Genomic DNA, 24,481 nt, shown 5'->3' with positions numbered 1-24,481 from the left:
AGTGGTTGCCTTTCCAGGCAACCTTTTTACTTACCCATACAAAAATAAAAAATCAGGCTGGATAAATAGAATCTTTGTAACTTATAACTACAGTTTGAAACGGACAGCAATGGGTCAAATTGGTTCTGGTAAAATAACTATCAACCGTACTGCAAGGGTGCAGCGAAATGATAATCGTATTCCTTGTTGTTGATCAATGTCGCAGTAAATCCTGATGGCTGTGCAACTTGAACTGATGTAATTTCTATAATACCAATGTTGTTAGATTATCACAGATAAAAAGGGTTGGTAGATGAAATACCCAAAATACGTGACATTTTTTTTCTTGATTGTTACTATTTGCAATGCATGCCTTGTTGGCCGGCAGAGGGCTGCTGAATTAAAAGGCAAATCTGCCTCCACAAATAAATCAATAGGAACGCAAAATACAGCGGATCGCATTGCCATTCTTCAGCACAAGAAACAGTTAGATTCTGCCATACAAATTATTGATCTGGTATTACCGCATGGTAATGCAGGAGGAATGGAGGTGTTGTTAAAAATCCCGGTGACAGAGTAACCGAATATATTGAGTATGAACAACGCACAATTGAATCGCCATTGAATAAGAATTTTTAAAATGAAAATCTTTACCATTAAAGCACTATCATTTTGTCGCCGATTGAAACTGTTTTTTTGCCTGGCGTTTAGCCTGGTATTGTTTGTCGGCTCTAACACGAAAAGCAATGCTCAAAGCGCGGACTTACGTTTTGAACATATCGGCGTTGAAGACGGGCTTTTGAATGAAAATGTAACAGCCATGTTGCAGGACAGCAAAGGCTTTATGTGGTTTGGCACATTTGACGGATTATATAAGTACGATGCGTATTCGTTTACGAAATACCAATTTGATCCATTCGATTCTAATTCGATTTCTCAAAATTTTATCTACACCATTTTTGAAGATAAATCTGGTACAATCTGGGTTTCTACTTTTGAAGGCTTATGCAAGTTTGATAGAGCCACTGAAAAATTTACACGCTATAAACCGTCTCCTGATGCAAAGTTTTTTAACCCGAATATTTCAGCTATTAATGAAGACAACAACGGGATGTTATGGGTGGGAAGCGCATCAGGTGAGTTATGTCGCTTCGACAAGCAAGCGGGAAAGTTTTTAGATGAAGATTTTGATTTGGGTGATGGCGGGTTGATGGGAATTCAGGGCACGCACCGTGGCGCTATAAGGTTTATTTGCAGAGACCGTGCCGGTAATTTATGGGTAGGAAATACGACTGGGCTACACGAGTTACAGATAACCCCGGTAAACGGAGGCCAGCCTTCAAATGTTACAATAAAAAATTACGTCAACGATTGGGGTGATTCGAAAAGTTCAGCTATCAATACTATAGGATCAATACTAGAGGACCACGCTGGCGTTATGTGGGTGGGAACCGATAATGGATTAAATAGCTTTAATAAAAAAACAAATAAATGGAAACGCTATCAAAATGATCCCGGAGATATTCACTCTATATCCAGCAATAACCTGGCGCTTTGGTTTGGAAATAATATCAAAGAAGACCAGGATGGAAATTTATGGATTGGCACCGATAAGGGATTAAACAAGCTTAATAGTGACCGTACCGTTTTTACCTCTTTTTTCCATAATCCAGAGGATCCCTACAGTTTAAGTTCTAATATTATTATTGGTCTGCAAATTGATAAGGCGGGAATTATATGGGCGGCTGCGAAGACCGGAAGTTCAGCACAAGCTGCCTGGGGGGCAAAACTAAATAAAGCAAATCTGAACAGGAAATCATTTGGACTCCGTCGCAACGAGCTACGCAATAATAATTCTCTAAGCAATAACCAGGTCACGGCCATAGTAGAAGATTCAGCAGGGTTTATCTGGATAGGTACTCACGCAGGAGGGTTGAACAAATGGAATAAAAGAACTAATCAATTTGCGCATTTCAGGAGTGAGCCCGCAAATCCCAAAAGCCTGAAGCATGATTCCATTACGGCAATGTTAAAAGACAGGCATGGACACCTATGGATTTGCAATGGAGATGTCCTGTCGCAATTAAACATACTAACGGGGAAGTTCACTCATTATCCCGCTCCTTTAGGTGATTTGGTAATTCTTTCTATTACTGAAGACCACGAGGGATTTCTTTGGATAGGAGGGGGAAATGGGATCAGGAGTTTTGATGAGAAAACAGGTGAATTTTCTAACCACCATTATTATGATCCCAAAAATTCTGAGGGCCTTAGTGATGGAACTGTGGAATCCATTTTTGCAGATTCGAAGGATAATATCTGGATCGGCCATGGAAGCAGAGGAACCGATAAGTTTAATAAGCAGACCGGGCGAATCAGCCACTATAAATACAATTTCGATGATTCGCTCGGCATCAGTTCTAATATTGTAAAATGTTTTTTCAAAGACTCAAAAGGAAATCTTTGGCTCGGGACCTGGGCCGGTGGGTTATGTCGTTTTGATTACGAAACAGAAAGTTTTGAAACTTTTACTGAGAAAGAAGGCTTGGCGGGTAATACGGTTTTTTCTATTGAAGAAGACAATAAAGGTTATCTCTGGCTGGGCACCCGCAATGGCCTCTCGCGATTCGATCCTGTAACTAAAATGTTTAGAAATTATGATTATACGGATGGTCTGCAGGGAAATATCTTTGCCGCGGGTGTCAGGGAACGAGGTGCTCATTATAAGGGCATGGATGGCACGTTATACTTTGGGGGTAATAACGGATTTAATTTCTTCGATCCCGATCAACTTCAAGTAAACTCTCCTATTGCACCAATCGTTATTACCCAATTTAAAGTGTTCGATAAAATCGAAAAAGGCGCTAATGAATTAAAAAAAATCGTTTTGGATTACGACCAAAATCATTTCTCCTTTGAATTTTCCTCTTTAAGCTTTTGCAACCCGGCTAAAAATCAATACGCCTACAAACTGGAAGGAGTTGATACAGGCTGGGTATATAGCGGGTCGAGGCGTTATGTTGGCTATACCAATATTGATCCGGGAAAATATAGTTTTAGGGTAAGAGGAACAAATAACGACGGTGTTTGGAATGAACAGGGAACTTCAATGGTAGTCATCATCAACCCGCCGTGGTATCGGACTTGGTGGGCGTATATATTATATGCTTTATTGTTTGCGGGATTAGTTTATGCATTTATGCGGTATCGTATAAATAAAATCCAAATGAAACACGAGATAGTTGTACAAAAACACAAAGCTGCGGAATTGGAGATGCAAGCCCTTCGTGCGCAAATGAATCCACACTTTATTTTTAACTCGCTTAATTCTATTAACAGGTTTATTCTTCAAAATAATAAAGACCAGGCATCGGCATACTTAACTAAATTTTCCAAACTGGTGCGATTGATCCTGCAAAATTCAAATGCTTCCTTAATCACATTAGAAAGTGAACTTGAGGCTTTGCAATTATACTTGGAACTGGAATCCCTTCGTTTCAATCATCGCTTCAATTTCAAAATTTCCGTGGATGATGAAATAGATACGGAAGTGCTAAAAGTACCGCCGCTCATCATCCAGCCTTATGCAGAAAATGCCATCTGGCACGGGCTGATGCACCTGCCTGACCAGTCCCGAAAGACTCCTTCGGACCACGCAGGTAAGCAGGGTATTGGAAATCTTGAAATAGAGATCACGGAAGAAGAAAGTTTTTTACAAATAAAAATCAGTGACGACGGGATTGGCAGGAAGAAAGCAGCCGAGTTGAAAAGTAAATCTGCGACAACACATAAATCCATGGGGTTAGAAGTTACGAAAGGCAGGATCACAATGATGGATAAAAAAGAAAATACAGAAGCTGTCATAATTAATGACGTCGTTCATCCTGACGGGAGTGCAGGCGGCACTGAAGTAATCCTGAGAATATCTCTTGTGCAATAATTTTTTTTACAAAAAAATCATTAACGTTAGTTAGATGAAATATGCAAAATATATTGTTCTGTCCGGTATGTCTTTATTGGCTTATTCAGCGTTTTTCACACAAGGATTAAAATAAATAACTGCTCTTTCAATTCATTGACTTGTGTTTGGGGTTCACGCCTCATTCTTGCGTTGCCGAGGGGGCATAAAAAACACTAACAATCTTTTTGTCGTTCGCTAATTTCATTTTCATTTATTCATAAATCTTCTACAAGGAATAAGTAGAAAACGCATATCATTCGTTTAGATGCCTGAACCAATGGAGAGGTACAGCATCACTCTCTACGAGGTATTCATTTTGAGATAATGGCTGACATTACCCCAAATTTGCCTCGCATTATCGCCCGGTTGTTAATCAGGCACCTGCAATTCACCCAATCAAATTAACCGATTACCTTATTGCAAATGCATTTCACCCAATTGTACTTAAACAAATTAATCTTCTACTGTATTTTAGAAATGAATTCTATTGAAGTAAAATCAAGTACATGTATATGTAAATTCCTCTAAAGTCGTGGCTGTCTTTTCAAGTTTTAATTAATTCCCGAAACAGAAAATGTAATTCAAAATCCTTTTAAAAATCATTAACCTTCCTTACTCTAACTGTGATTTTTTTCCGTGCTAATCGTGAAATGCCACACGCACAAGAAAGGTAAGTTTTTCTTATTCCGAATTTTAACCCGGCTTTATAATTTTTTATTCACTATCTAAAATGTTACCATTATGTTCAAACAATCTAAACAAAGGTTTACTTCTGCAAGACGAATTCCTGAAGTGCTCGCTTTATTTATTGTCTTATTTGCCATTTTAGGTGTGCTAGCAGGCTGTGATAAAAATCCTGTTCACCCTACTGGAAAATGTAATACTAAGAGGACCCCTGGCCCCGCCCGACTGCTGGCATCGGGCCTTCAGGGGACTGCAGGAAGTACTGTTGGTCCTGACGGTGCTTTGTACGTCACTGAAGGCGCGCTAGGTAAGGTCTCACGCGTTGACCCCATGACCGGTAATGTCACTACGTTTGCAAGTGGATTGCCACTATTAATCCCCGAGGTGGGGATAGGCGGTGCGTGGGACGTTGCCTTCCTTGGTAAGACCGCTTACGTTCTGGTAACGCTTGTAGGTACAGATGTGGGAGGCAGCGACGTGGTTGGCATCTATCGCATAGACGGGCCAGACAGCTATACCATCATTGCCGATATTGGTGCGTTCTCCATTGCCCATCCACCAAAACTCGCTTTCGAGGTTCCAACCGGGGTACAGTATGCTATTCAGGCCTATCATGGCGGATTCCTGGTGACTGATGGGCATCACAATCGTGTATTGTATGTTGAACTCGATGGTAAGATTACTGAAGTAAAAGCATTTGAGGATATTGTTCCCACCGGGCTCGCCTTGTCAGGCAGTACAATATACATGGCCGAGGCCGGGCCCGTTCCTCACAATCCGGAAGATGGCAAGGTAATATCGTTTGGCCCTAAATCTCCCGCAGTTACCACCGTGGCTTCCGGCGCCCGACTGATGGTTGATGTGGAGTTTAACTGTGGCCACACACTCTACGCACTCTCGCAGGGCGTATGGGACGGGGTTGAAGAGGGTACCCCCGCACTACCTAACACTGGCTCATTAGTGAAGGTAAATGATGACAGAACGTTCACCGTAGTCAGGGACGGACTTGACCGGCCCACCTCGCTTGAGTTCATCGGAACGACCGCCTATATTGTTACGCTTACCGGCGAAGTATGGACCATTGAACACGTGAGCGATGCCCCATTCAATGATTGATAAAATGAAAGATTTTCTTTCGGGCAGCAGTTGGGAATCTTTCATTTAGGCTTTGCGTTCATGGGCTCACACTTTAACTGGTATTCTTAGAAGATTATAAATACCCTGGGCGGAAATAAACAATGCCCGCGGGATTTATGCGTGTTCTTCTTCGTAGGTAAATGCTTTAAATTATTGCTTTGCTGAATTCAATTAATTAATTTTAGAGTACTCTAAAACTTGCGAATCCGCCATGGCTGTTGATTTTTAAAAGATAGCAAAACAGGAGTTTAATTTCAGCAGGTAAAAGAATCTTGTGAGCAGTAATTGCAACAAGATTTTATTCTGGCGGTAATAGAGGTATCTATCACTTATGATCAGAGCAATTCTTATTGATGACGAAGAACATTGTCTGGATACACTGAGTATTATCTTAAAAGATTTTTGCCCACAGGTACAAATATTGGAACAATGTTCTTCTGCAAAACAAGGGCTTGATGCTGTTGAAAAGTTGAAGCCTAATCTTGTATTTATTGATATCGAAATGCCATCAATGAACGGCTTTGAATTGTTAGAGCAGTTTGATGAAATTCCGTTTTCTATCGTTTTTACCACCAGTTACAACCAATATGCAATTAAAGCAATCCGGTTTAGTGCATTGGATTATTTGCTAAAGCCCATAGATCCGAAAGAGCTTATTGCTGCCGTTCACAAGGTAGAAAATCAAAAAAAATTACCAGGTGAAGAACAATTTCAAATGCTGCTAAGTAAGATCGCTAATAAGGATATTGTATTTCCTAAAATTCCAATACCAACTTCCGATGGTTTTGAATTAATTCCTGTTGAGGAGATATTGTTTTGCGAATCCAATGACAATTACACCTGGTTTCATCTTAAAGGCAAAAGAAAAATTATAGCCTGTCGCATGTTAAAAGAAGTAGAAGAACAATTAAATGATTTCGCTTTCTTTATTCGTGTACATCATTCTTACCTGGTTAATATTAAAGAAGCAACGAAATATGTCCGCGGCGAGGGAGGGTATATTATTATGAGTGATGGATCTTCTGTGTATGTTTCCCGTAGTCGCAAGGACGCTTTGTTAAAGTTATTTATGAATAAACAAACGTAGCATCGCTTTTCGCATCTTATATTTTATTCCGTCTCCTTATTTTTTTCTCTTAGCTTTTTTAAATCTTCTATATACGTCATTAAAATGCAGGATGACCAATCGGTAAGAACAATAAAAATTGTGGATGGTGAAATGGAAGTGATCGCAGATGAGAAACGAAAATAAGTATCGGCGTTATAAGCTGATTAACGTTATCAAATTATAACAAGATAATACGCGGGTTAATGTTTTTGGCCCGAAGTCGTAATCAAGTGGTTGCTTGGAAAGGCAACGTTTTATTACTCATAGGAATAAAAAATCAGGCTGTTTATAGATAATCTTTATAATTTATCAGTGCTTTCGGAAATCGAATGAATTAGGACACGATTCTCACGCCGGATTTTCAAACTATAAAAGCAGCGATTGCCAACCCGGTGAAGAATTTGAGAACAGAACAGCCGCCATTCTTTTAGCTTCTTAAACCTATAATGATCTTCTTCATTGTTGTAACCAGCGCTATTTATTTATCCCACGCATAATTAATTACCCTGCTGATTTTATGAGTTACCCGGTAGATTCATTCAAATACTCATTGGCGCTGGTACCGGGGAAGTTGCTGGTTTACTTTTATACAGGTAATCAAAAAAAAATAACCATAAAAATAAATTAAAATGAAACAACTACTTTCTTCAATCGTAATCGTGGCATTATTTGCAACAGCAAAAAATGCAAATGGCCAAACCGAAAATGAGTTTGCTTTTAATAACACAAGAGCGGTGCCCCGATCAAATTCAAGTACATTAAAAATTAGCAAGACCAGTGTTAATTTAAAAGCGCTTAAGGATTTTGAGAAATCATTTCATAAAGTCTCAGATGAGAAATGGTTTAAAGTACCAGGCGGCGTTATTGCAAATTTCCTTTCTAAGGGTATAGATTTTCGGATAAAATATGATGAAAATGGCAAATGGATGTATAACCTCCTCACTTATTCTGAAGATAAGCTGCAATCTGACGTCAGGTCGTTGATAAAGAGCCGGTATTATGACTATGAAATAGAATTTTGCAATGAATACCAGCTTTCAAATTCCATTATATATGTTGTTAAAATGACTGATGATAAATCAATAAGAACAATAAAAATTGTGGATGGTGAAATGGAAGTGATCGCAGATGAGAAGCGAAAATAAGTATCAGCGTTATAAGCCGGTGAATGTTATCAAATTATAATAAGATAATAAGCGTGTTAATGTTTATGGCCCGAGTCATAATCAAGTGGTTGCCTTTCCAGGCAACCTTTTTCCTTACCCATCTCCGCCTGTGTAGTGATTGCAATGAGACCCGTAAGTTTGGCTATTAACGGGGGAAAAGAAATATCTTTATAAGTCATTTTAAAAACGGGGAAAAATAACCAAAATAACCTGAGATATCTCTTCTTTCCAATTTCAAATGAACAACCGGCGGTAAACTCAAACCTCAGACATGACCCAGCTGCAAATGATGTTTTGATTGCTATATTTTAATTTCAAAAACCCGGCTGGTTGTCCTGCTTGCCAACTGCTTAATAGCGTTTTGCAGTGTACAACTCGGGTGAGATCTTAAATAAACAGAGATACTATAAGGAACATGTCAATCAAAAAGCACATAGTAGTTCTTGTACAAATATTTTCCGGACTGTTTGTTTGTCCCAGGCGAATAAAACTGAGAAAAAAGGCGGCAGAATTAAAAAGCAAGTCCGGATCTACGCATAAATCAATGGGTATTAAAATAACCGAGAACAGGATCGCCATGATGGAATCGAAAAGTGCAACGAACTCAGTCGAAATAAATGACCTGGTTTATGCTGATGGAAGTGCCGCAGGAACGGAAGTGATTTTAAAAATATCATTCAGTACCAATTAATAAAATAAATATGCTATTCAAAAAGCAGATAATAATTTTAATAACCCAGATATTTTTTTGCGGTCTTTGCTTTGCCCAGACGGATAAGATTGACAGCCTGAAAAAATTGTCGCAGTCAGTTATAGATACAACAAGGGTAGATTGTTTCAATCAATTGACCGAGAGCTATACCGTAAAGGATAATAAAGATTCCGCGGAGCATTACGCTAATATAGCTTACCAAGAAGCCAAAAGGTTAAATTATATTCATGGTATTGCTGTTTCGTTTTGCCGTCGTTCTGAAATGGTGAGGCATTTTTATAACGACTTTGAGAAATCAGAGGCTTTGGGAAAAGAGTCCATCCAATGGTATGACCGGACGACTAATAAGGAAGGTATTGATGATGTATACTATTGGCTTACCACTATCACCTTTGCACAAAGCAAGTTTGAAGAAGCAATTTATTATGCAAAAATGAGACTTTTTTATGTGAACAAAACCAATATTGGCTTGGGGATGACAAAGCCCGACCTGTACTTGGGCGCAATTTATGCCTATATGGGCAACTACAAAGAATCCTTTCTAATTGCGCAACGGGGTTACGATTACGCCTTAAAAACTAAAAATAAAATTGATATTGCCTGTTGTTTATGGTACCTGGCCAGGTTATACGCATTGATTGATGACTATCCGAATGCCTTGCAATACTTCCGCCGAATGTGGCAATTAAATGACGAAGAGATCAGTAAATGGCGGATTGCTAATGATTGTGACATATGGACTAAGATGGAATTTGCAGAAGTATTTTCTCATTTACAACAGTTTGACTCCGCCTGGCATTACTACAATCTATTTAGGCCCGGAAGCGATAAAACAATTTATATGCGTGTTTACTGGGTAAGTACAGGTGAGACCTATTTTTTACAAAAAGATTATAGGCATGCATTGCAAAACTTTCAGCTTGGATTATCAGAACATGCAAGATTAAACGACCGGAATGAAATGATGCGGACTCTTGTGGATATAAGCAAAACTTATTTGGCGCTGAATGATGATGCAGCAGCCTTAAGATATGGATGGAAGGGATTGTCCATTGCGTTTCAAACTAAAGCGAAACCATTTATTCGTGACGGTTATCAAATTCTTTACTCAGTTTATGATCACTTGCATCAAAAAGATAGTGCCAATTTCTATTTTAGAAAATATACAATGATAAAGGAGGAAGTGCTAAACGATCAGACAAAGGCAAAATTTGCGGCTTACAATTATGAACAGCAGATGGGACTGATGAGTAAAGAGAAACAAATTAGCAGACAGCGGTTGAGAATTCAACAACAGCAGTTACAACACGAATCATTTCAGAAAAAGATATTTATGACGGGTACATTTCTATTATTTATAGTAGGCGGTTTTATTTTAAGAAACATCATTTTAAAACGCGAAAATGAAAAACAACAATTGAAACATGAGCTGGAAATTCAAAGGATGGAAGGTGAAAAAGTAAAAGCAGAATTTCATCAACAATCCACTGAACTTGAAATGCAGGCCCTCCGTGCGCAAATGAATCCTCATTTCATTTTCAATTCGCTGAACTCCATCAACCTGTTCATTCTAGAGAACAACAAGTTGCAGGCTTCAGAATATCTTTCCAAATTTTCAAGACTGGTGAGATTAATTCTTCAAAATTCCCAGGAAGCATGTATAGCTTTGGAAAAAGAATTGGAAGCACTTCAACTATACCTTGAACTGGAAGCATTACGTTTTGAAAATAAGTTCGAATATAAAATTACCGTAGACGAAGATATTGATACGACTGTGCTGAAAGTTCCGCCGCACATTATTCAACCCTATGCTGAAAATGCAATATGGCATGGGTTAATGCACTTGCCTGACCAGCAGGCGGGTAAAAAAGGATATTTGACCATTGAGGTATATATTGAGAAGGAAATACTGCTGTACAAAATAAGCGATAATGGTATTGGAAGAAAAAAAGCTGCCGAATTGAAAAGCAAATCTGCGTCAATACATAAATCAATGGGAATGCGTATTACAACAGATCGGCTTCTTATGTTACAAAGGTCAAATGAAAAAGAGAATTCCATTTTAATAACTGATCTTATTCTTTCAGACGGCAGCTCCGGAGGTACAGAAGTAATGATCAAAATACCTGTTCGTTATGATTAAAGTTATTTGTGTGGACGATGAAATGCATTGCCTGAAAACATTGGACATGTTACTGAAAGAATATTGCCCGCAGGTGGAGGTAATGGAAAAATGCCGTGATGCTGCAACGGGTTTAATAGCTATTGAAAAATTTAAACCTGATCTTTTGTTTCTTGATATTGAAATGCCGCACATGAATGGTTTTGAAATGCTCGAGCGATTTTCTGAAATTCCCTTTGCGGTTATTTTTACTACGAGTTACGATCAGTATGCTATTAAGGCAATTCGTTTCAGCGCACTTGATTATTTATTAAAACCAATTGAGCCTAATGAATTGATCAGGGCTGTAACGAGGGCACAGGAGAACCGTCATTTACCTGGCGTTGAGCAGTTTCAAATGCTACTAAAGCAAATGCACGGCAACACAACCGGCTTTAACAAGATAGCAGTCCCTACTGCCGAAGGGTATGAACTAATTTCATCTGACCTCTTGCTTTATTGTGAGGCTAATGATAATTACACTCATTTTTATCTAAAAAATAAGACTAAAATAATAGTGTGCCGTACGCTAAAAGAAATCGAAGAACAATTACAGGACTTTAATTTTTTTGTACGGGTACATAATTCTTATATGGTTAATTTAAATGAAGTTACCAAATATGTTCGCGGTGAAGGCGGCTACCTTGTTATGAGCAACAATTCTACTATTAGTGTGTCCAAAAGCCGCAAAGATTCGCTGTTGAAATTCTTTTGAAGGGAGTTACTTCGTCGCAATTACCCTTTTACTATGGCAGCCATTCTTGTGAGAGTAATTCTAAATCAACTGATGCCGCCTATAATTAATGAATGAAAATTTTAAGTGCCTAACTGGGAAGCGTAGACGTATCCATTTTTCTTTTTTTCAATCCTGCAACGATGCCATCGGCATCTTATTAGCTCTAAAACTCATTGATGATATATGGTGTTCAATACCTTCCAGCACACCCTTCGCCAGCGGATTTTCTGAAAAATAAATCAATTTGTTCTTTCTTAATTCTTCCAATTCGGGACTATAATTAGCAACGACAATTCCCCTGGCTTTTCCTTTCAGCATATCAATATCATTGCCACTGTTACCGGCCGTAATAAAATGTTCCATCGGAACTTTCCATTTATAACTTAAGTATCGAACGGCACTGCCTTTGCTGGCACGAAAGGGCAGAAGATCCATGTACTTATTTTCGGTCAATAATATTTTTGCCCTAAGTTTCCTGTCATCAAGAAACTTATAAAGGTTGGCAAGGTCATCTTCGTTAAAACTGTCATCAACATAATAACTAAGTTTGAAACGCCACTGGGCCGCCGTTTCCTGTAAACGGATACCCGGGAATTTTGACAACGCATTTTGCAGATCATCTCTTTTCCATTGGTAATCGATATGGCTGTCCCATCCATTATCAGGTACAAATTTATCGGTGTAATAAATCTCCGAACCTGCAGAGCATATCAATATATCCGGGTTGGGTAAATCGTATTTGGCAAAGGCGTGCTCAGTAATTTCCTTATTTCTCCCGCTTGCTACTCCAAAGACAACCCTGTCCCGGTTATCAATAATCCATTGTTTAAATTCATTCAGGCCGTCTGATTTATTACCATCGACCAGGGTTCCATCGAGATCTGATATAACAAACAATCTTGCTTTTGCGAGTTTCTTCCCGTAAGCAGTTTTATGCGTGAAGGCAAGCGCATCAGAATCTTTTTTCTGAAAAAGATTGTCGATAATCTCAATGTATTTATTGGTATGTGCTTTCCATGAATACAACTGATCAACAGCTCTTATACCGCTCGCTGAATATTTTTCCCACAAACCCTGGTCAGCAATTATTTTCTTCAATGCCTCGGCAATCGCAACCGGATCTTCCACATCTATTAATAATCCATTTTTACAATGTTCGAGAATTTCTTTTGGGCCGCCGCTGGGGGAAGCTATTACCGGAAGCCCGCAGGCAGCCGCTTCCACAATTGTTAACCCAAAATTTTCTCCGGGTGTGGCATTTATAAAAACACCTTTTTTTCGTGCGGCCACACGATATATTTCAGGCACTTCCAATGTAGGATCATTCTTTTTAGGTATTGCCATCTTTCCATACAGATCATATTTGTCGAGCAACAATAACAGGTTCGTAAGTATGTCCTGTTCATCAGCAGGCATTTGCGTTATATCTTTTCTTACCCCTGCAAATATGGCAAGGTTGGCCATTGCTTGCAACTCTTTGTCTTGCCCGTATGATTGAATAATTGTTTCGAAATTTTTTCTTTTATCGGCACGGCCAATAGAAAGTATCAACGGTTTTTCAGGCCTGAATAAAAATCGCTCTATCTCAGAATTAACCCGATACAGTGCCTGTTCCTGCTCGATCGTCATTTTAAACGATGGCATGTCTAAGCGGTAAAATGGATAGAATAACTCTGTATTTACACCAGGCGGAATTACTGCAAACCTGCCTGACTTATTATTGTCATATAAAGCGTATTGCGTATCTATTATGTGCTGCGTGCTTACGATAATTGCATCGGCACTTTGCAATAAATTTTCTTCAGCGGAAATACGCCGGTCCATGTTGAATTTTTCATTTATTTTTTCGGGCGACAAACCTTGTTGCAGTAAAATACTTTTTTTATTACGGCCCAGGGAATGGCTAGTTGCAATAAAAGGTATTCCAAGCATTTCGCTGATCTGGCTGGCAATATAATTTCCATCAGCATAATGACCGTGCACCACATCAGGAAAATCATCTTCTTTTTCAATAAACCGAATGGTTTTGTCAACGAACTCATCAAGATGTTCCCACAAGGTTTCTTTGGGGCGATATGCATTTCCGCCGCAAGTCACTCTTACAATTCGGGCTTTTTCATTTACAGTATCAATACTTTTTTCGTAAGAAGAAGAGACTCTTTTATCAGAAATCCGGCGGGTAAATAGATCTACTTTTCGCACCTGCGGATGATAGGAAAGGTTCTCCAATAACTCCAATACATATTTCACCTGGCCGCCGGTGTCCTTGTCTCTCCCGATTTCCGGATCGTTGTATCGTATAAGACCATGAGGGCTGAATAACTGTATATAATATCCGTGCATAATTATTTTTTTACATTAAACTGACAATTGCAAAGGTAACCAAACATCATTACTTCGTTCGTTGGCCAATTGCAAAGAGTGTTATTTTCATAAACTAATTGAAGAAAAAATGATGGTACTATCGATCGCCTTTTTCGATTTTGCGATTGGGGCATATTAACCAATAATCCCCTATTAACAAAACCTAAAAATATTAATTGACTATTTTTGACGAAACGGATTAAATAAGTCTATGTATTCAGGATCGGGATTTAGTGACTGGGAAATTGGTGATATAACGGTAATCGTACACGAAGGAATCTATCATTTATTTCATCTTATTATTCCTAACCATGATTATATTGCTCATGCCGTTTCCACGGATGGTATTTCGTGGAAAAGAGTAAACAATGCCTTATTCGTTGGAAACCCGGGCGAGTGGGACGATGATATGCTCTGGACGATGCACGTGTGCGAAACAGGCGATAAGTTTGAAATGTATTATACCGGTCTACAACGGAGAGACCGTGGTGTTATCACTAAAATAGGACTGGCTGAGTCAGGCAATCTTATTGACTGGACAAAGAGTAAAGAGAACATTTATCCAATTGCTCCAAAAGGCATCTATTATGAAGCATCGGATGCCAATCCCCGCAAATGGCTCAGCTTCCGTGATCCTTTCAGGTTTGATTATAACGGTGAAGTGTACCTACTGGTTTGCGCCCGCAGTATTACCGGCCCCATATCACGCAGGGGATGCGTAGGGGTGGTAAAAATAACCAACAACGTTGTTGAATTAATGCCTCCTCTTTTGTACCCGATGGTGTATGATGATATTGAATGTCCGTGTGCTTTCCAACTGAATGGCCGGTTTTATGTTATCGGTTCTATACGCGAAGACATTAAAGTGCGCTACTGGTTTGCACCGGATTTTTTTGGCGAATACCATTCATTCCATGCCGACGTACTATTGCCGCAGGGGAATTACGCAGCCCGTACTGTCCAGGACGGCGATCATTTACTGGTATATAATTTTTTCTATGCTTATGGAAAAATTGATACGTTGAGGGTATTGCCTCCACCAAAGGAACTTGACACCGACGATAAAGGAAGGATCTTATTAAAGAGTTATTATCGTTGGGAAGAAATGGCACAAAAAGTAATTTACCAGCACGAATTAGGAGAAATGCAGCATTTGCTTTCGAACCCTTCCGCTACTTCAGACATCTTGCCGGAAAAATTAACCTGCGGCTCAAGAAGCGGCTACGAAATATTTTGTTTTCAGAAACCATCGGCCAGTTTTATTTGGGAAGGATTACTGACGGTGGAGGGTATGGGAAAATTTGGGCTGGTTTCCGATATGGATGCTGAAGCTAACGGTTATTTCATTTCGTTTGATATCTCCAACGGCCTGTTACAGATTCGGGCATGGGGCTTTAACCCATTGAATACGCGGCACAATTTTATTTTTACTGATATACAATCCGGCGTTTTCCCCATGAACGGAAACAAGTCCTTTCGTTTCAGACTTATTCGTTACGGTCATTACATTGAATTATCAATTGACGGAGTGGTTAAATTAACTTTAATGGACTATACCTATACCGGTAAAGGCTTTGGATTGTATTCCGCTTCATCTGTTATTTCTCTGCAAGACTCAGCCTTGAAAACACTGCCAGACCCCGTGGATGAATATGCAAGCCAGGAAGAGGCGGGCAAAATTGCCTGATTCCCGGATGAATGCAACTTATTCGCCACTGTATTGTTATAATTGGGAGTGGACTAAGTGCGCTCAAAGTGAATAAGTGTTGCGTATTTTTTTGATGTTCTGTAAAAGCCCACGCAAAACATAGGCACGAATTTTTCTTAACAGCTTGTAATGAATAATTCTTCTTCCCTTCCCGTAGAAATTCTTAAAGTTAAGGAAGATACTTCCAGCCAGGTGCGTGATTTACTGGCCACAGAAGAACCTTTGGAAATAAGGATGGTGTTTGGAAATGCAAAGGAAAGAGTAACAAAAAGTATTTCTGTAACCATGCGTACGCCTGGCAACGATTTTGAACTTGCTGCAGGGTTTTTATTTACCGAGGGGATTATTAAAAACGCAGAAGATATAAGGGAAATAGATTACTGTGGCGGTGCTAATGAAAATGTGGTTAAGGTCGGGCTCAAAGACAACGTACCTGTCGCCTTGAATAAACTGGAAAGAAATTTTTATACTACATCCAGTTGTGGCGTGTGTGGAAAATCTTCTATAGATGCCATTAAAACCGTGTGCCGGTTGGAATATGCAGAAAAAGATTTTATACAAATTTCTCCTGAAATAATTTATGCCTTACCGGGCATTCTCAGAAACACCCAGGATATTTTTGGTTTTACCGGCGGACTACATGCTTGCGGATTATTTAATCGTGCTGGCGAGTTGCTCTTATCGCGGGAAGATGTGGGACGACATAATGCGTTGGATAAATTAGTTGGCGCTGCGTTAAATCAATTCATGATACCGTTGCATGGTAAAATACTTTTACTAAGTGGACGGGCCAGCTTTGAGCTAATTCAAAAAGCTTGGATGGCTGGTATTAATACAGTGGCAGCTATTGGTGCTCCTTCGAGCCTTGCGGTTCAAACGGCCGAAGAAGCCGGAATAACACTTATTGGTTTTTTGAGGAATCAATCATTCAATGTTTATTCAAACGCTCACAGAATAAAAAACATTTATGAAAATTCGAATCAAGGGTAATGCGGTGAGGTTCAGGCTTTCTAAACCGGAGGTTGCGGCTTTTGCCACCGAAGGATTTGTGGAGGAAAAGACTGAGTTTGGTAGTAGCATATTTAAATATGCGGTAATAAGTACAGACAACAAAACCATGTCAGCAGATTATATTAATGGAAGTATTATCTTATATGTTCCCAAAAATTTATTGGAAAAGTGGACTACAACTAGCCAGGTTAGTATCGTGTATGACCTTACCGTTAGTAATGGTAAATTTTTAAACCTTTTGCTGGAAAAAGATTTCAAATGTATTGATGCAATAGCAACCGAAGATCAATCGGATTATTTTGAAAACCCAGCTAAATCCTGTTAATTATGAACGATGAAAAGATAGAAGAAACACAATCGGAAAATCCTGCAGATTTTACCGGCGATATAAAGATCAAAGAACCTTACACTGTGGCTGCAGGTATGGAAGCGGTCTATCAAAGCGGCAAACATGTGTTTCACGAAATGAATATGGGTCGCGGGCTGAAGGGATTATTAACTATGAACCAGAAACTGGGTTTTGATTGCCCGTCCTGTGCATGGCCCGACCCGGATGATGAGCGATCTGGTATAGCGGAGTATTGCGAGAATGGCGCCAAAGCGTTTGCGGATGAAGCAACAACAAAAAGCCTGCGTCCTGATTTCTTTGCAGAACATTCTGTAAAAGAATTATCCGGGCTTGATGACTATAACATCGGCAAGAATGGCCGCATCGCACAACCGATGTATTTGCCTGCGAGTGCAACGCACTACCAGCCAATAACGTGGGACGATGCTTTTACATTGCTGGCCAACCATCTTAACAACCTGGCAAGCCCGGATGAAGCAATCTTTTACACATCAGGCCGTGCCAGCAACGAAGCTGCCTATGTGTACCAGCTTTTCGCAAAGGAATATGGAACTAATAATTTACCTGATTGTTCTAACATGTGTCATGAGTCGACGAGTTCCGGGTTATCAGAGGTGCTGGGCATCGGCAAAGGTTCGGTAAAGCTGGAAGATTTTTATGAGGCTGAAGTGATCATGATTGTGGGACAAAATCCCGGCACCAATCATCCGCGGATGTTAACTGCTTTGCAAAAAGGAAAGACTAACGGTGCCACTATCATTTCAATAAATCCATTGCCGGAAGCCGGATTGATGGGATTTAGTAATCCCCAAAAAGTGAAAGGAATTTTACATATTGATACAAAGCTGACCGATATTTTTTTGCAGGTAAAACTCAATGGTGACCAGGCATTGTTTAAAGCGCTTATCTATTTGTTGCTGGAGGTGGAAGAAGATAATCCCGGAAAAATATTCGATCGCGAATTCATCAATGAATATACATCGGGGTATGATGCGCTTATAGCGGAGGTAAAAAAATATGATGTTGATAAATTGCTAAATGTTGCAGGCATCACTTTGCGAAAGGCACAGGAAGTGATAAATGTATTAAGGCAGAAAAGTAAGATCATTATCTGCTGGGCCATGGGCATTACGCAACATAAGAATGGCGTGGACACTATAAAGGAAATTGTAAACCTGTTGTTGCTGAAAGGCAGTATCGGAAAGCCCGGTGCAGGTACCTGTCCTGTACGTGGCCATAGTAATGTGCAAGGCGACAGAACAGTTGGCATTTGGGAAAAACCTAAACCAGCCTTAACCAAAAAGATTAAAGAAGTATATGGCTTTACGCCGCCGGAAAAAGAGGGTTATGACGTGGTTAATTCAATTAAGGCAATGTATAACGGTAACGCCAAGGTGTTTTTTGCTCTCGGTGGCAACTTTTTGTCCGCTACGCCAGATACCAATTTTACAGCGCAGGGTTTGAGGCAATGTAACCTTACGGTTCACGTTTCAACCAAATTGAATCGCAGCCACCTGGTTCATGGTAAAGAAGCGCTGATATTACCTTGTCTTGGCCGTTCTGATAAAGATGAACATGACGGTATTACGCAATTTGTTTCCTGCGAAAATTCTACTGGTGTTGTGCAAATGTCTAAAGGCATCTTAAAACCTATATCTGATGATCTATTGAGCGAACCGGTAATCATCTGCAAAATGGCGAAGGCAACATTGGGCAGTCGCTCAGTAGTAAACTGGGACCGATACATAAAAGACTATGATGCCGTTCGCGATGATATTGAAAAAGTAATTCCGGGCTTTGAAAATTATAACGAAAAAGTCAGGCGCAAGGGTGGGTTCTATCTTCCTAACGGTGCTCGTACACGTGAATTTCATACATCTGATAATAAAGCCCGTTTTTCTCTTACGGAACTTTATCTCCCTGCAATTAACGAAGATGAATTAATAATGATGACGATAAGAAGCCATGATCAGTTTAATACCACCATCTATGGATATGATGATCGCTATCGTGGCGTTTATAACGAACGGCGGGTGGTTTTTATGAACGAAAAAGATATCACGAAACTTAATTTAAAAAATGGAGATGTGGTTGACCTGTTTAATTACGGCGGTGGAATAGAAAGGGTAGCACATAAATTTCTGATAGTACAATATGATATACCGGAACAGTGTGTGGCCACTTATTTTCCGGAAGCCAATGTGTTGGTACCCATTGGAAGTGTTGCAGATGTCAGCAATCAGCCGGCATCAAAATCAGTCGTAGTGAAAATTAAAAGACATTTGTAAGCGGGCTAAAGCTACAAAGATAATATACTTTTAATATCGATTAAAATGTATCTATGGATAATAACAACTTCAGCGCAATAAAGGACAGTGTCTTAAACAAGTTAGACGATTTTAATAATGGCAAATCGTGGGTAACGGATAAATTAGGAAAGAACGTTTTTTCAAATTCACCTTCGGTAGCCTTAAAAAGGGTGGACAATTATTCTCATTCCGTTGCGGAACAACTGGCGCATATTATTGCCTGGCGAAATTTTGCGGTGCAAAAATTAACAGGCAATGATCATTTTAATATTGAAGATAACTCACCGGCAGACTGGCCCAAGCCTTCCGAATGGAGCGCTCTTCGCAGGGAATATGAAAGCTGCCACCAGGAACTATTGGCCGCTATTAAGAATTTTCCGATTGAACAACTAGACTCAAAAGTTCCGGGGCGGAGCTATTCTTACCTGTATCTTATTAATGGAATTGTAGAGCATGACTATTACCATTTCGGCCAAATAAATTCTTTGCTGGCAGCCATTAAAAGGAAAGAACGATAGTACATTCAATACCGGATTCTTTTAAAATAGATTGAAAGAAAACCGGTTATTTATCATGCTCGCTGATAAAATCATAAGTAGCGTTATAAGCTTTCAGCCACGTTTTAAACATTAAAAAATCATGTATTTCATCAGGAAAAATAAGTTCCTTATAAGGCACGTTTCGCTTATCCAGTTCAGATGCCAGCGTCATTGTTTGCCCAAAAGGAACATTTCGGTCATCATCACCATGAACCAGTAATACAGGGGAGCGCCAACCATCAATATAAGCAATAGGAGAGGAGAGGTACGCTTTTTGTGAAAATGTACCTGCACTAACGGAGTCGTATGTACGCCAGCTTGAAAGTTCCGTGTTCCAGTTGTGGACGCCATGCATATCTACCCCGCATGAAAAAATATCCGACGCTTTAGCAAGGCAAAATGCCGTAAGAAATCCGCCATAAGAACCACCCCATGCTGCAATATGTTTGGTGTCTACGTCGCTTCTCGATTGCAGGTACAGTCCTGCACCTATAGCATCATTTACTTCACTGGCGCCATTAGCACCATAGTTCAGCGCCTCGCGAAAATCTAAACCGTAACCAATGCCACTGCGGTAGTTCACGCTAAGAACAATATAACCCTTGCTGGCAAAATATTGATTTAATCCATAGGCATTGTAATAGTAATACATGTAATGAAACGCTGGCAGCATTTGTCTCCTGGAGCCGCCATGGAAAAAGACAACAGCGGGATGCGTTTTGCCGTCATTAATATTTTTAGGTAAAAATAGCTGTGCCGGAACCTGCATGCCATCTGTTGCGGTAAATGAAATTGTTTGTGGAACTACCAGTGAAGAGGAAGGATAGTCTTTAGGAAATTCATTGACTGCAATATCTGTTAAGGAACCATTGGACCGAACAATGGCCGGCCATAGAGGATGCTGTGCTGAACTCTCCAGAACCGCAATGCCCCTGGAAAGAGCTACAGGGCTGTATTCTATACCATCGCCTTTTGTAACCATTACTGGTTTATCTAATGAAGTAATGGTATAAATGTGTCTTCTGCTGATATCGCCAATGTTAGTACAATAAATAATTGTTTTTTTATCGGGTGATATCGAAACCTTTTCAACTTCGCCATCGCCTGGTGTCAGCAACTTTGTTGTTTTGTTACTTACATCCAGTGCATATAAATGCATCCATCCATCTTTTTCCCATGGAAAAATAATGGTATTGTCTTTAGGAAACCATAAACGATTGTCAACTGCCGGAAGTTCATCGGGTAAGGCACTCCCGCGGCCTTGATCTGCTTTCCATATTTCCTTAGCCTGAAGAGACGCAACATCTAATAACCGGATGCTCCATGGCAACGGTGACGATCGTTGGGAAGTAAAAGGCATTTGAGCACCTATATAAGGTTGCCGAATGAAAGCAAGATATTTACCATCAGGAGACCACACAGGATCTGAGTCGCTGTTAGTAGAAGCATCTGAATACGAAATTGTTTTTGCATTGAAATCGTATATGCCAATAAAGGAATGACCACTCCGGTTACTTGTATAAGCAAGTTTACTTCCATCGGGCGACCATCGTAATTGTGATTGACTTCCTCTCGACTGAAATAATTTTGTTGCTTTCAAACTATCGCCAGCGGCTAACCATACCTGTGAGGAAGAGATAAATGCAATTTGTTTTCCATCGGGAGAAACAGCCGGCGATGTTCCGTCGCCTATTTTTTTTACACTATCAATTTTTACGTAAGCTATGTAAACTGCTTCTTCTGTTGACGTTTGGAGCCTGGCCGGGTTTGCATTTTCTCCTTTTGAATTGGCATCATTTCCCCGCACAAATATAACGCTGTTGTCGTCGGGAGTAATAATGAGGCTCGTGATTTCCAAACCATTATCCTCTGTATAGTGCGTAAGCTGCTTTGCTTCTTTGCCGGTTTCATCTGCAAACCATACATTGCGAACTCCCTTATTATTAAATACCCACGTTATGTACTTTCCGTCGTTGGATGCTTTCAATTCATTGGGGAACGGGGCACTTAAAATTTTTTCAATATTTAATTGCGCAGACGAAGAAATACTAAAAAGCAAAAATGGTACGAGCAGTTTTTTCATTATCACAGTTTAATTGTTTTTATTAAGGAAGTATTTAAGTATAGACAGGTTTGGTAATTGATTACTAACGGTGTTGTGACTTGTAAAACAAGGCTTGCAAATATAAGGATACTCCAAAAAGAGACTGGAAGAAAAATATTGAGATTAATGATGAGTGTTTGTGAAGATAAATAACTATAATAAATCCAGTGCTTTATCAAAAGCTCCATTTAAATCGCAGATACAAAGCCCGGCCATAATTGCCATATAAACTTCGTTTGCCTCCAAAAAATAATTGACCGCCTGCCAGCAATTCTATTGTATTGGTTAAAGAGAAAGTAAAAAATGGTCCCGCGAAAAAAGAGCCATCGGCGGGCGTATAAATGGCGGAAAGATCTCCACGTATTAATGGATTGAATTGATAAGCTGCTTCAGCGAATAGTGAATGTCGGGCCGGTGAAAGTGACTTTGCCGAAACATTGTTTAGAAAAAAATTGGGGCTCAAACTATCTCCTTTTAATAAACCGGCACTGTTCAGGAGGTAGGCACCGTGTAGGTATAAACTGTTTGGGAATGTATAATTAATACCCGCTGATGCCGATATAACAGTATTGGCTAATCGAAAATTGGTGCGTGGCACAAAGGCCGATATTTCCCCATTAAAGCCTGCCTGCCCCAATACGCCTGACCAGCCACCGCCGAGCACATAGTCAGTGTTAACGATACCCGCAAGTGCCTGTATATCATAACTGCCTTTTGTAAAACGATACAATCCCGCTGCAATCGTTTCATTTGCATTTCTTCCGGGTTTATAAGCAAGCTCTGCAGAAGACGTGCTATTGAGGTAATACTGCAACCTTACCGCGTCTGCCCCGGGGCGTTCTTCGTAATCAAAATCAAAATAGGAGTAAGCATTAAAAATATCATTAGGATTCCATACAAGGTTCAATCCCCAGTTGATGCGTTGCCGTCCAACGGTGACTTCCCATTTACCATGTGTATAATCTATCGAGGCACGATCAATGTTGGAATGCAATATATAAGATGGCCCTTTTGCAATCGTTTTGGAAAGATCAAAAAAATCATCGTTCCCGTTTTGTAGTAGTACATTCTGGATAGATAAAGCAGCAGAATCCCCGTAAAAAAGCCGGTTCCTGATGCCAAGATGAAACTTCCAGGAACTGTCATGAAACCAATGAATATCCACGCGATTGTGCACGAGGTTTTCCAGGGTCCATTTTTTATTGATGTCTGTAAATTGCGTTGTTTGCAAATCTTTCAGGTAGCCGTTAACAGACCAATGAGAAATTTTATCAGCATTGCTTATGGTGTTGTTCGTTGTGTCCTGTGCACTACCAGCTTGTGCAATGGCTAAAAAAAACAGGAGAACACATCCAACAAATGATATTTTAATTTTGAAGACTTGCATGACTCACTTTCTGTTTAGTATCACTGATCACTTTTCCATCTTCCAAAGTAATGATGCGTCTTGCTTTGTCCATTACCCGCTGATCATGTGTTGAAAAGATAAAGGTGACTTGTTCTTTTTCGTTTAGCGTGGCCATCAGGTCTAATAACGTATCTGTTGATTTAGAATCGAGATTTGCGGTAGGTTCATCGGCAAGAATAAATTTAGGTTTCGAGGCAAGCGCCCTCGCAACAGCTACCCGTTGTTGCTGTCCTCCCGATAGATATTTTGGCCTTACATTTATTTTATCTCCCATACCCATTGCCGTTAGGAGATAATTTACACGGTCTGTTATTTCCTTTTTGTTACTGTTTTGGAGTTCCATAATAAATTCAACATTCTCTTTTACAGTAAGTACTGGTATAAGATTATATGACTGAAAGATGAAGCCGATATGGCGCAGGCGGAAATCTGTTAGTGCTGACCGGTTCATCCGGGTGATATCTTCTTTTTCTATAATTACATTTCCTGAAGTGGGTTGATCCAGGCCGCCCATCATGTTCAGCAGGGTTGTCTTGCCGCATCCGGAAGGACCAACGATAGACGTGAATTCACCTTTTTCAAATTCAAGGTTAATTCCGTTTAATGCGTGCACCGGCACCATGGTTTCGTTGTAGGTCTTCGTGAGATTTTTAATTTCAATTACTGGCATAAAAAAACATTTAATAAAAAAGTAAAGTTTAAATCAATCACCTCGTACTGCCTCGGCCGGCTTTAGCCGGACTGCCCTTCTCGCCGGGAACAAGCCTGCAATTATTGCAATTACAATCACCATAATGGCGAGCATAATGTAAAAATTAAACCCAAGTGTAGGGTATACAATACTGCTATAACCAAGTGCATTAAACCCTTCTGCGATAAAGGAAAGGTTAATTCCCTTATGACCGAACCATGCTATGGTAGTAATGCTAACCAGCACGCCAATCACCGCACCTGTCAACGAAAGAAAAATTGTTTCGAGCATGATCATTCCAAACACTTTGGAAGGTTTCATCCCAATGGATAGCAGCATTCCTATTTCACGGGT

Annotated in this window: 19 protein-coding genes; 13 read left to right on the top strand and 6 right to left on the bottom strand. The window is 39.8% G+C overall.

Annotated features, from left to right (window positions below; genetic code table 11):
- Window positions 1–292 precede the first annotated feature (292 nt).
- The 5 genes from ACO1O5_RS16750 to ACO1O5_RS16730 all read left to right on the top strand — a co-directional run bounded on the left by ACO1O5_RS16750 (window position 293) and on the right by ACO1O5_RS16730 (window position 8,014).
- Window positions 293–559 (top strand): hypothetical protein, encoded by a 267-nt coding sequence (locus tag ACO1O5_RS16750; protein ID WP_486272243.1) that lies wholly within the window; start codon window positions 293–295, stop codon window positions 557–559.
- Window positions 560–619: 60 nt separating this feature from the next.
- Window positions 620–3,919 (top strand): ligand-binding sensor domain-containing protein, encoded by a 3,300-nt coding sequence (locus tag ACO1O5_RS16745; RefSeq protein WP_486272241.1) that lies wholly within the window; start codon window positions 620–622, stop codon window positions 3,917–3,919.
- Between the two features lie 762 nt (window positions 3,920–4,681).
- Complete coding sequence (locus ACO1O5_RS16740) at window positions 4,682–5,740, top strand: ScyD/ScyE family protein (RefSeq protein ID WP_486272239.1); 1,059 nt, start codon at window positions 4,682–4,684, stop codon at window positions 5,738–5,740.
- A 352-nt stretch (window positions 5,741–6,092) separates the two neighbouring features.
- Window positions 6,093–6,848: a LytR/AlgR family response regulator transcription factor gene (locus ACO1O5_RS16735; protein WP_486272237.1), complete on the top strand. Its 756-nt coding sequence runs from the start codon at window positions 6,093–6,095 to the stop codon at window positions 6,846–6,848.
- A gap of 650 nt (window positions 6,849–7,498) precedes the next feature.
- Window positions 7,499–8,014: a hypothetical protein gene (locus ACO1O5_RS16730; protein WP_486272235.1), complete on the top strand. Its 516-nt coding sequence runs from the start codon at window positions 7,499–7,501 to the stop codon at window positions 8,012–8,014.
- A gap of 56 nt (window positions 8,015–8,070) precedes the next feature.
- On the opposite strand, the gene ACO1O5_RS16725 is transcribed toward ACO1O5_RS16730, so the two are convergent.
- Complete coding sequence (locus ACO1O5_RS16725) at window positions 8,071–8,214, bottom strand: hypothetical protein (RefSeq protein WP_486272233.1); 144 nt, start codon at window positions 8,212–8,214, stop codon at window positions 8,071–8,073.
- Window positions 8,215–8,450: 236 nt separating this feature from the next.
- Between ACO1O5_RS16725 and ACO1O5_RS16720 the strand changes: the two genes are divergently transcribed.
- From ACO1O5_RS16720 to ACO1O5_RS16710, 3 genes are all read left to right on the top strand, one after another.
- Window positions 8,451–8,726 carry a hypothetical protein gene (locus ACO1O5_RS16720; RefSeq protein ID WP_486272231.1) on the top strand — a complete coding sequence of 92 codons (276 nt, stop codon included), beginning with the start codon at window positions 8,451–8,453 and terminating at the stop codon, window positions 8,724–8,726.
- 106 nt (window positions 8,727–8,832) lie between these two features.
- Window positions 8,833–10,890, top strand: coding sequence for a tetratricopeptide repeat-containing sensor histidine kinase (locus tag ACO1O5_RS16715; protein WP_486272229.1), 2,058 nt, complete (start codon window positions 8,833–8,835; stop codon window positions 10,888–10,890).
- Window positions 10,883–11,623 carry a LytR/AlgR family response regulator transcription factor gene (locus tag ACO1O5_RS16710; RefSeq protein ID WP_486272228.1) on the top strand — a complete coding sequence of 247 codons (741 nt, stop codon included), beginning with the start codon at window positions 10,883–10,885 and terminating at the stop codon, window positions 11,621–11,623. Before ACO1O5_RS16715 ends, ACO1O5_RS16710 begins: the two co-directional genes overlap by 8 nt.
- A gap of 147 nt (window positions 11,624–11,770) precedes the next feature.
- On the opposite strand, the gene ACO1O5_RS16705 is transcribed toward ACO1O5_RS16710, so the two are convergent.
- Window positions 11,771–13,987 (bottom strand): HAD family hydrolase, encoded by a 2,217-nt coding sequence (locus ACO1O5_RS16705; protein WP_486272226.1) that lies wholly within the window; start codon window positions 13,985–13,987, stop codon window positions 11,771–11,773.
- 232 nt (window positions 13,988–14,219) lie between these two features.
- Between ACO1O5_RS16705 and ACO1O5_RS16700 the strand changes: the two genes are divergently transcribed.
- From ACO1O5_RS16700 to ACO1O5_RS16680, 5 genes are all read left to right on the top strand, one after another.
- On the top strand, window positions 14,220–15,695 hold the full coding sequence (locus tag ACO1O5_RS16700) for a glycoside hydrolase family protein (RefSeq protein WP_486272224.1): 1,476 nt from the start codon (window positions 14,220–14,222) through the stop codon (window positions 15,693–15,695).
- Window positions 15,696–15,845: 150 nt separating this feature from the next.
- Window positions 15,846–16,706 (top strand): formate dehydrogenase accessory sulfurtransferase FdhD, encoded by an 861-nt coding sequence (fdhD, locus tag ACO1O5_RS16695; RefSeq protein WP_486272222.1) that lies wholly within the window; start codon window positions 15,846–15,848, stop codon window positions 16,704–16,706.
- Window positions 16,684–17,052: a DUF7009 family protein gene (locus ACO1O5_RS16690; protein WP_486272220.1), complete on the top strand. Its 369-nt coding sequence runs from the start codon at window positions 16,684–16,686 to the stop codon at window positions 17,050–17,052. Before fdhD ends, ACO1O5_RS16690 begins: the two co-directional genes overlap by 23 nt.
- A 2-nt stretch (window positions 17,053–17,054) precedes the next feature.
- Window positions 17,055–19,364: an FdhF/YdeP family oxidoreductase gene (locus ACO1O5_RS16685; protein WP_486272218.1), complete on the top strand. Its 2,310-nt coding sequence runs from the start codon at window positions 17,055–17,057 to the stop codon at window positions 19,362–19,364.
- Window positions 19,365–19,417: 53 nt separating this feature from the next.
- The gene (locus tag ACO1O5_RS16680) at window positions 19,418–19,903 is read left to right on the top strand and encodes a DinB family protein (protein WP_486272216.1); all 486 of its coding nucleotides are present in this window, start codon (window positions 19,418–19,420) and stop codon (window positions 19,901–19,903) included.
- Between the two features lie 46 nt (window positions 19,904–19,949).
- Here ACO1O5_RS16680 and ACO1O5_RS16675 read toward each other — a convergent pair whose 3' ends face one another.
- The 4 genes from ACO1O5_RS16675 to ACO1O5_RS16660 form a co-directional block, all read right to left on the bottom strand.
- Entirely contained in the window at window positions 19,950–22,007 is a 2,058-nt protein-coding gene (locus ACO1O5_RS16675) for a S9 family peptidase (protein ID WP_486272214.1), read from the bottom strand.
- 196 nt (window positions 22,008–22,203) lie between these two features.
- Window positions 22,204–23,415, bottom strand: coding sequence for a hypothetical protein (locus tag ACO1O5_RS16670; protein ID WP_486272212.1), 1,212 nt, complete (start codon window positions 23,413–23,415; stop codon window positions 22,204–22,206).
- Complete coding sequence (locus ACO1O5_RS16665; protein ID WP_486272210.1) at window positions 23,396–24,106, bottom strand: ABC transporter ATP-binding protein; 711 nt, start codon at window positions 24,104–24,106, stop codon at window positions 23,396–23,398. Before ACO1O5_RS16665 ends, ACO1O5_RS16670 begins: the two co-directional genes overlap by 20 nt.
- 33 nt (window positions 24,107–24,139) lie before the next feature.
- Window positions 24,140–24,481, bottom strand: a 342-nt coding sequence (locus tag ACO1O5_RS16660; protein WP_486272209.1) for an FtsX-like permease family protein, incomplete at its 5' end; no start/stop codon positions are given.

The organism is Ginsengibacter sp. (assembly GCF_057362405.1).
Note: the sequence above shows the minus strand (reverse complement) of the source record. Positions and strands in the feature narration are given on the sequence as shown.

Excerpts from the sequence above, each read along its gene's own strand:
- ACO1O5_RS16725 (WP_486272233.1), bottom strand. The coding sequence starts at position 8,214 with ATGACTTATAAAGATATTTCTTTTCCCCCGTTAATAGCCAAACTTACG.
- ACO1O5_RS16745 (WP_486272241.1), top strand. The coding sequence starts at position 620 with ATGAAAATCTTTACCATTAAAGCACTATCATTTTGTCGCCGATTGAAA.
- ACO1O5_RS16670 (WP_486272212.1), bottom strand. The coding sequence starts at position 23,415 with ATGCAAGTCTTCAAAATTAAAATATCATTTGTTGGATGTGTTCTCCTG.
- ACO1O5_RS16705 (WP_486272226.1), bottom strand. The coding sequence starts at position 13,987 with ATGCACGGATATTATATACAGTTATTCAGCCCTCATGGTCTTATACGA.
- ACO1O5_RS16685 (WP_486272218.1), top strand. The coding sequence starts at position 17,055 with ATGAACGATGAAAAGATAGAAGAAACACAATCGGAAAATCCTGCAGAT.
- ACO1O5_RS16740 (WP_486272239.1), top strand. The coding sequence starts at position 4,682 with ATGTTCAAACAATCTAAACAAAGGTTTACTTCTGCAAGACGAATTCCT.
- ACO1O5_RS16675 (WP_486272214.1), bottom strand. The coding sequence starts at position 22,007 with ATGAAAAAACTGCTCGTACCATTTTTGCTTTTTAGTATTTCTTCGTCT.
- ACO1O5_RS16730 (WP_486272235.1), top strand. The coding sequence starts at position 7,499 with ATGAAACAACTACTTTCTTCAATCGTAATCGTGGCATTATTTGCAACA.
- ACO1O5_RS16710 (WP_486272228.1), top strand. The coding sequence starts at position 10,883 with ATGATTAAAGTTATTTGTGTGGACGATGAAATGCATTGCCTGAAAACA.
- ACO1O5_RS16720 (WP_486272231.1), top strand. The coding sequence starts at position 8,451 with ATGTCAATCAAAAAGCACATAGTAGTTCTTGTACAAATATTTTCCGGA.
- ACO1O5_RS16750 (WP_486272243.1), top strand. The coding sequence starts at position 293 with ATGAAATACCCAAAATACGTGACATTTTTTTTCTTGATTGTTACTATT.
- ACO1O5_RS16680 (WP_486272216.1), top strand. The coding sequence starts at position 19,418 with ATGGATAATAACAACTTCAGCGCAATAAAGGACAGTGTCTTAAACAAG.
- ACO1O5_RS16735 (WP_486272237.1), top strand. The coding sequence starts at position 6,093 with ATGATCAGAGCAATTCTTATTGATGACGAAGAACATTGTCTGGATACA.
- fdhD (WP_486272222.1), top strand. The coding sequence starts at position 15,846 with ATGAATAATTCTTCTTCCCTTCCCGTAGAAATTCTTAAAGTTAAGGAA.
- ACO1O5_RS16690 (WP_486272220.1), top strand. The coding sequence starts at position 16,684 with ATGAAAATTCGAATCAAGGGTAATGCGGTGAGGTTCAGGCTTTCTAAA.
- ACO1O5_RS16665 (WP_486272210.1), bottom strand. The coding sequence starts at position 24,106 with ATGCCAGTAATTGAAATTAAAAATCTCACGAAGACCTACAACGAAACC.
- ACO1O5_RS16700 (WP_486272224.1), top strand. The coding sequence starts at position 14,220 with ATGTATTCAGGATCGGGATTTAGTGACTGGGAAATTGGTGATATAACG.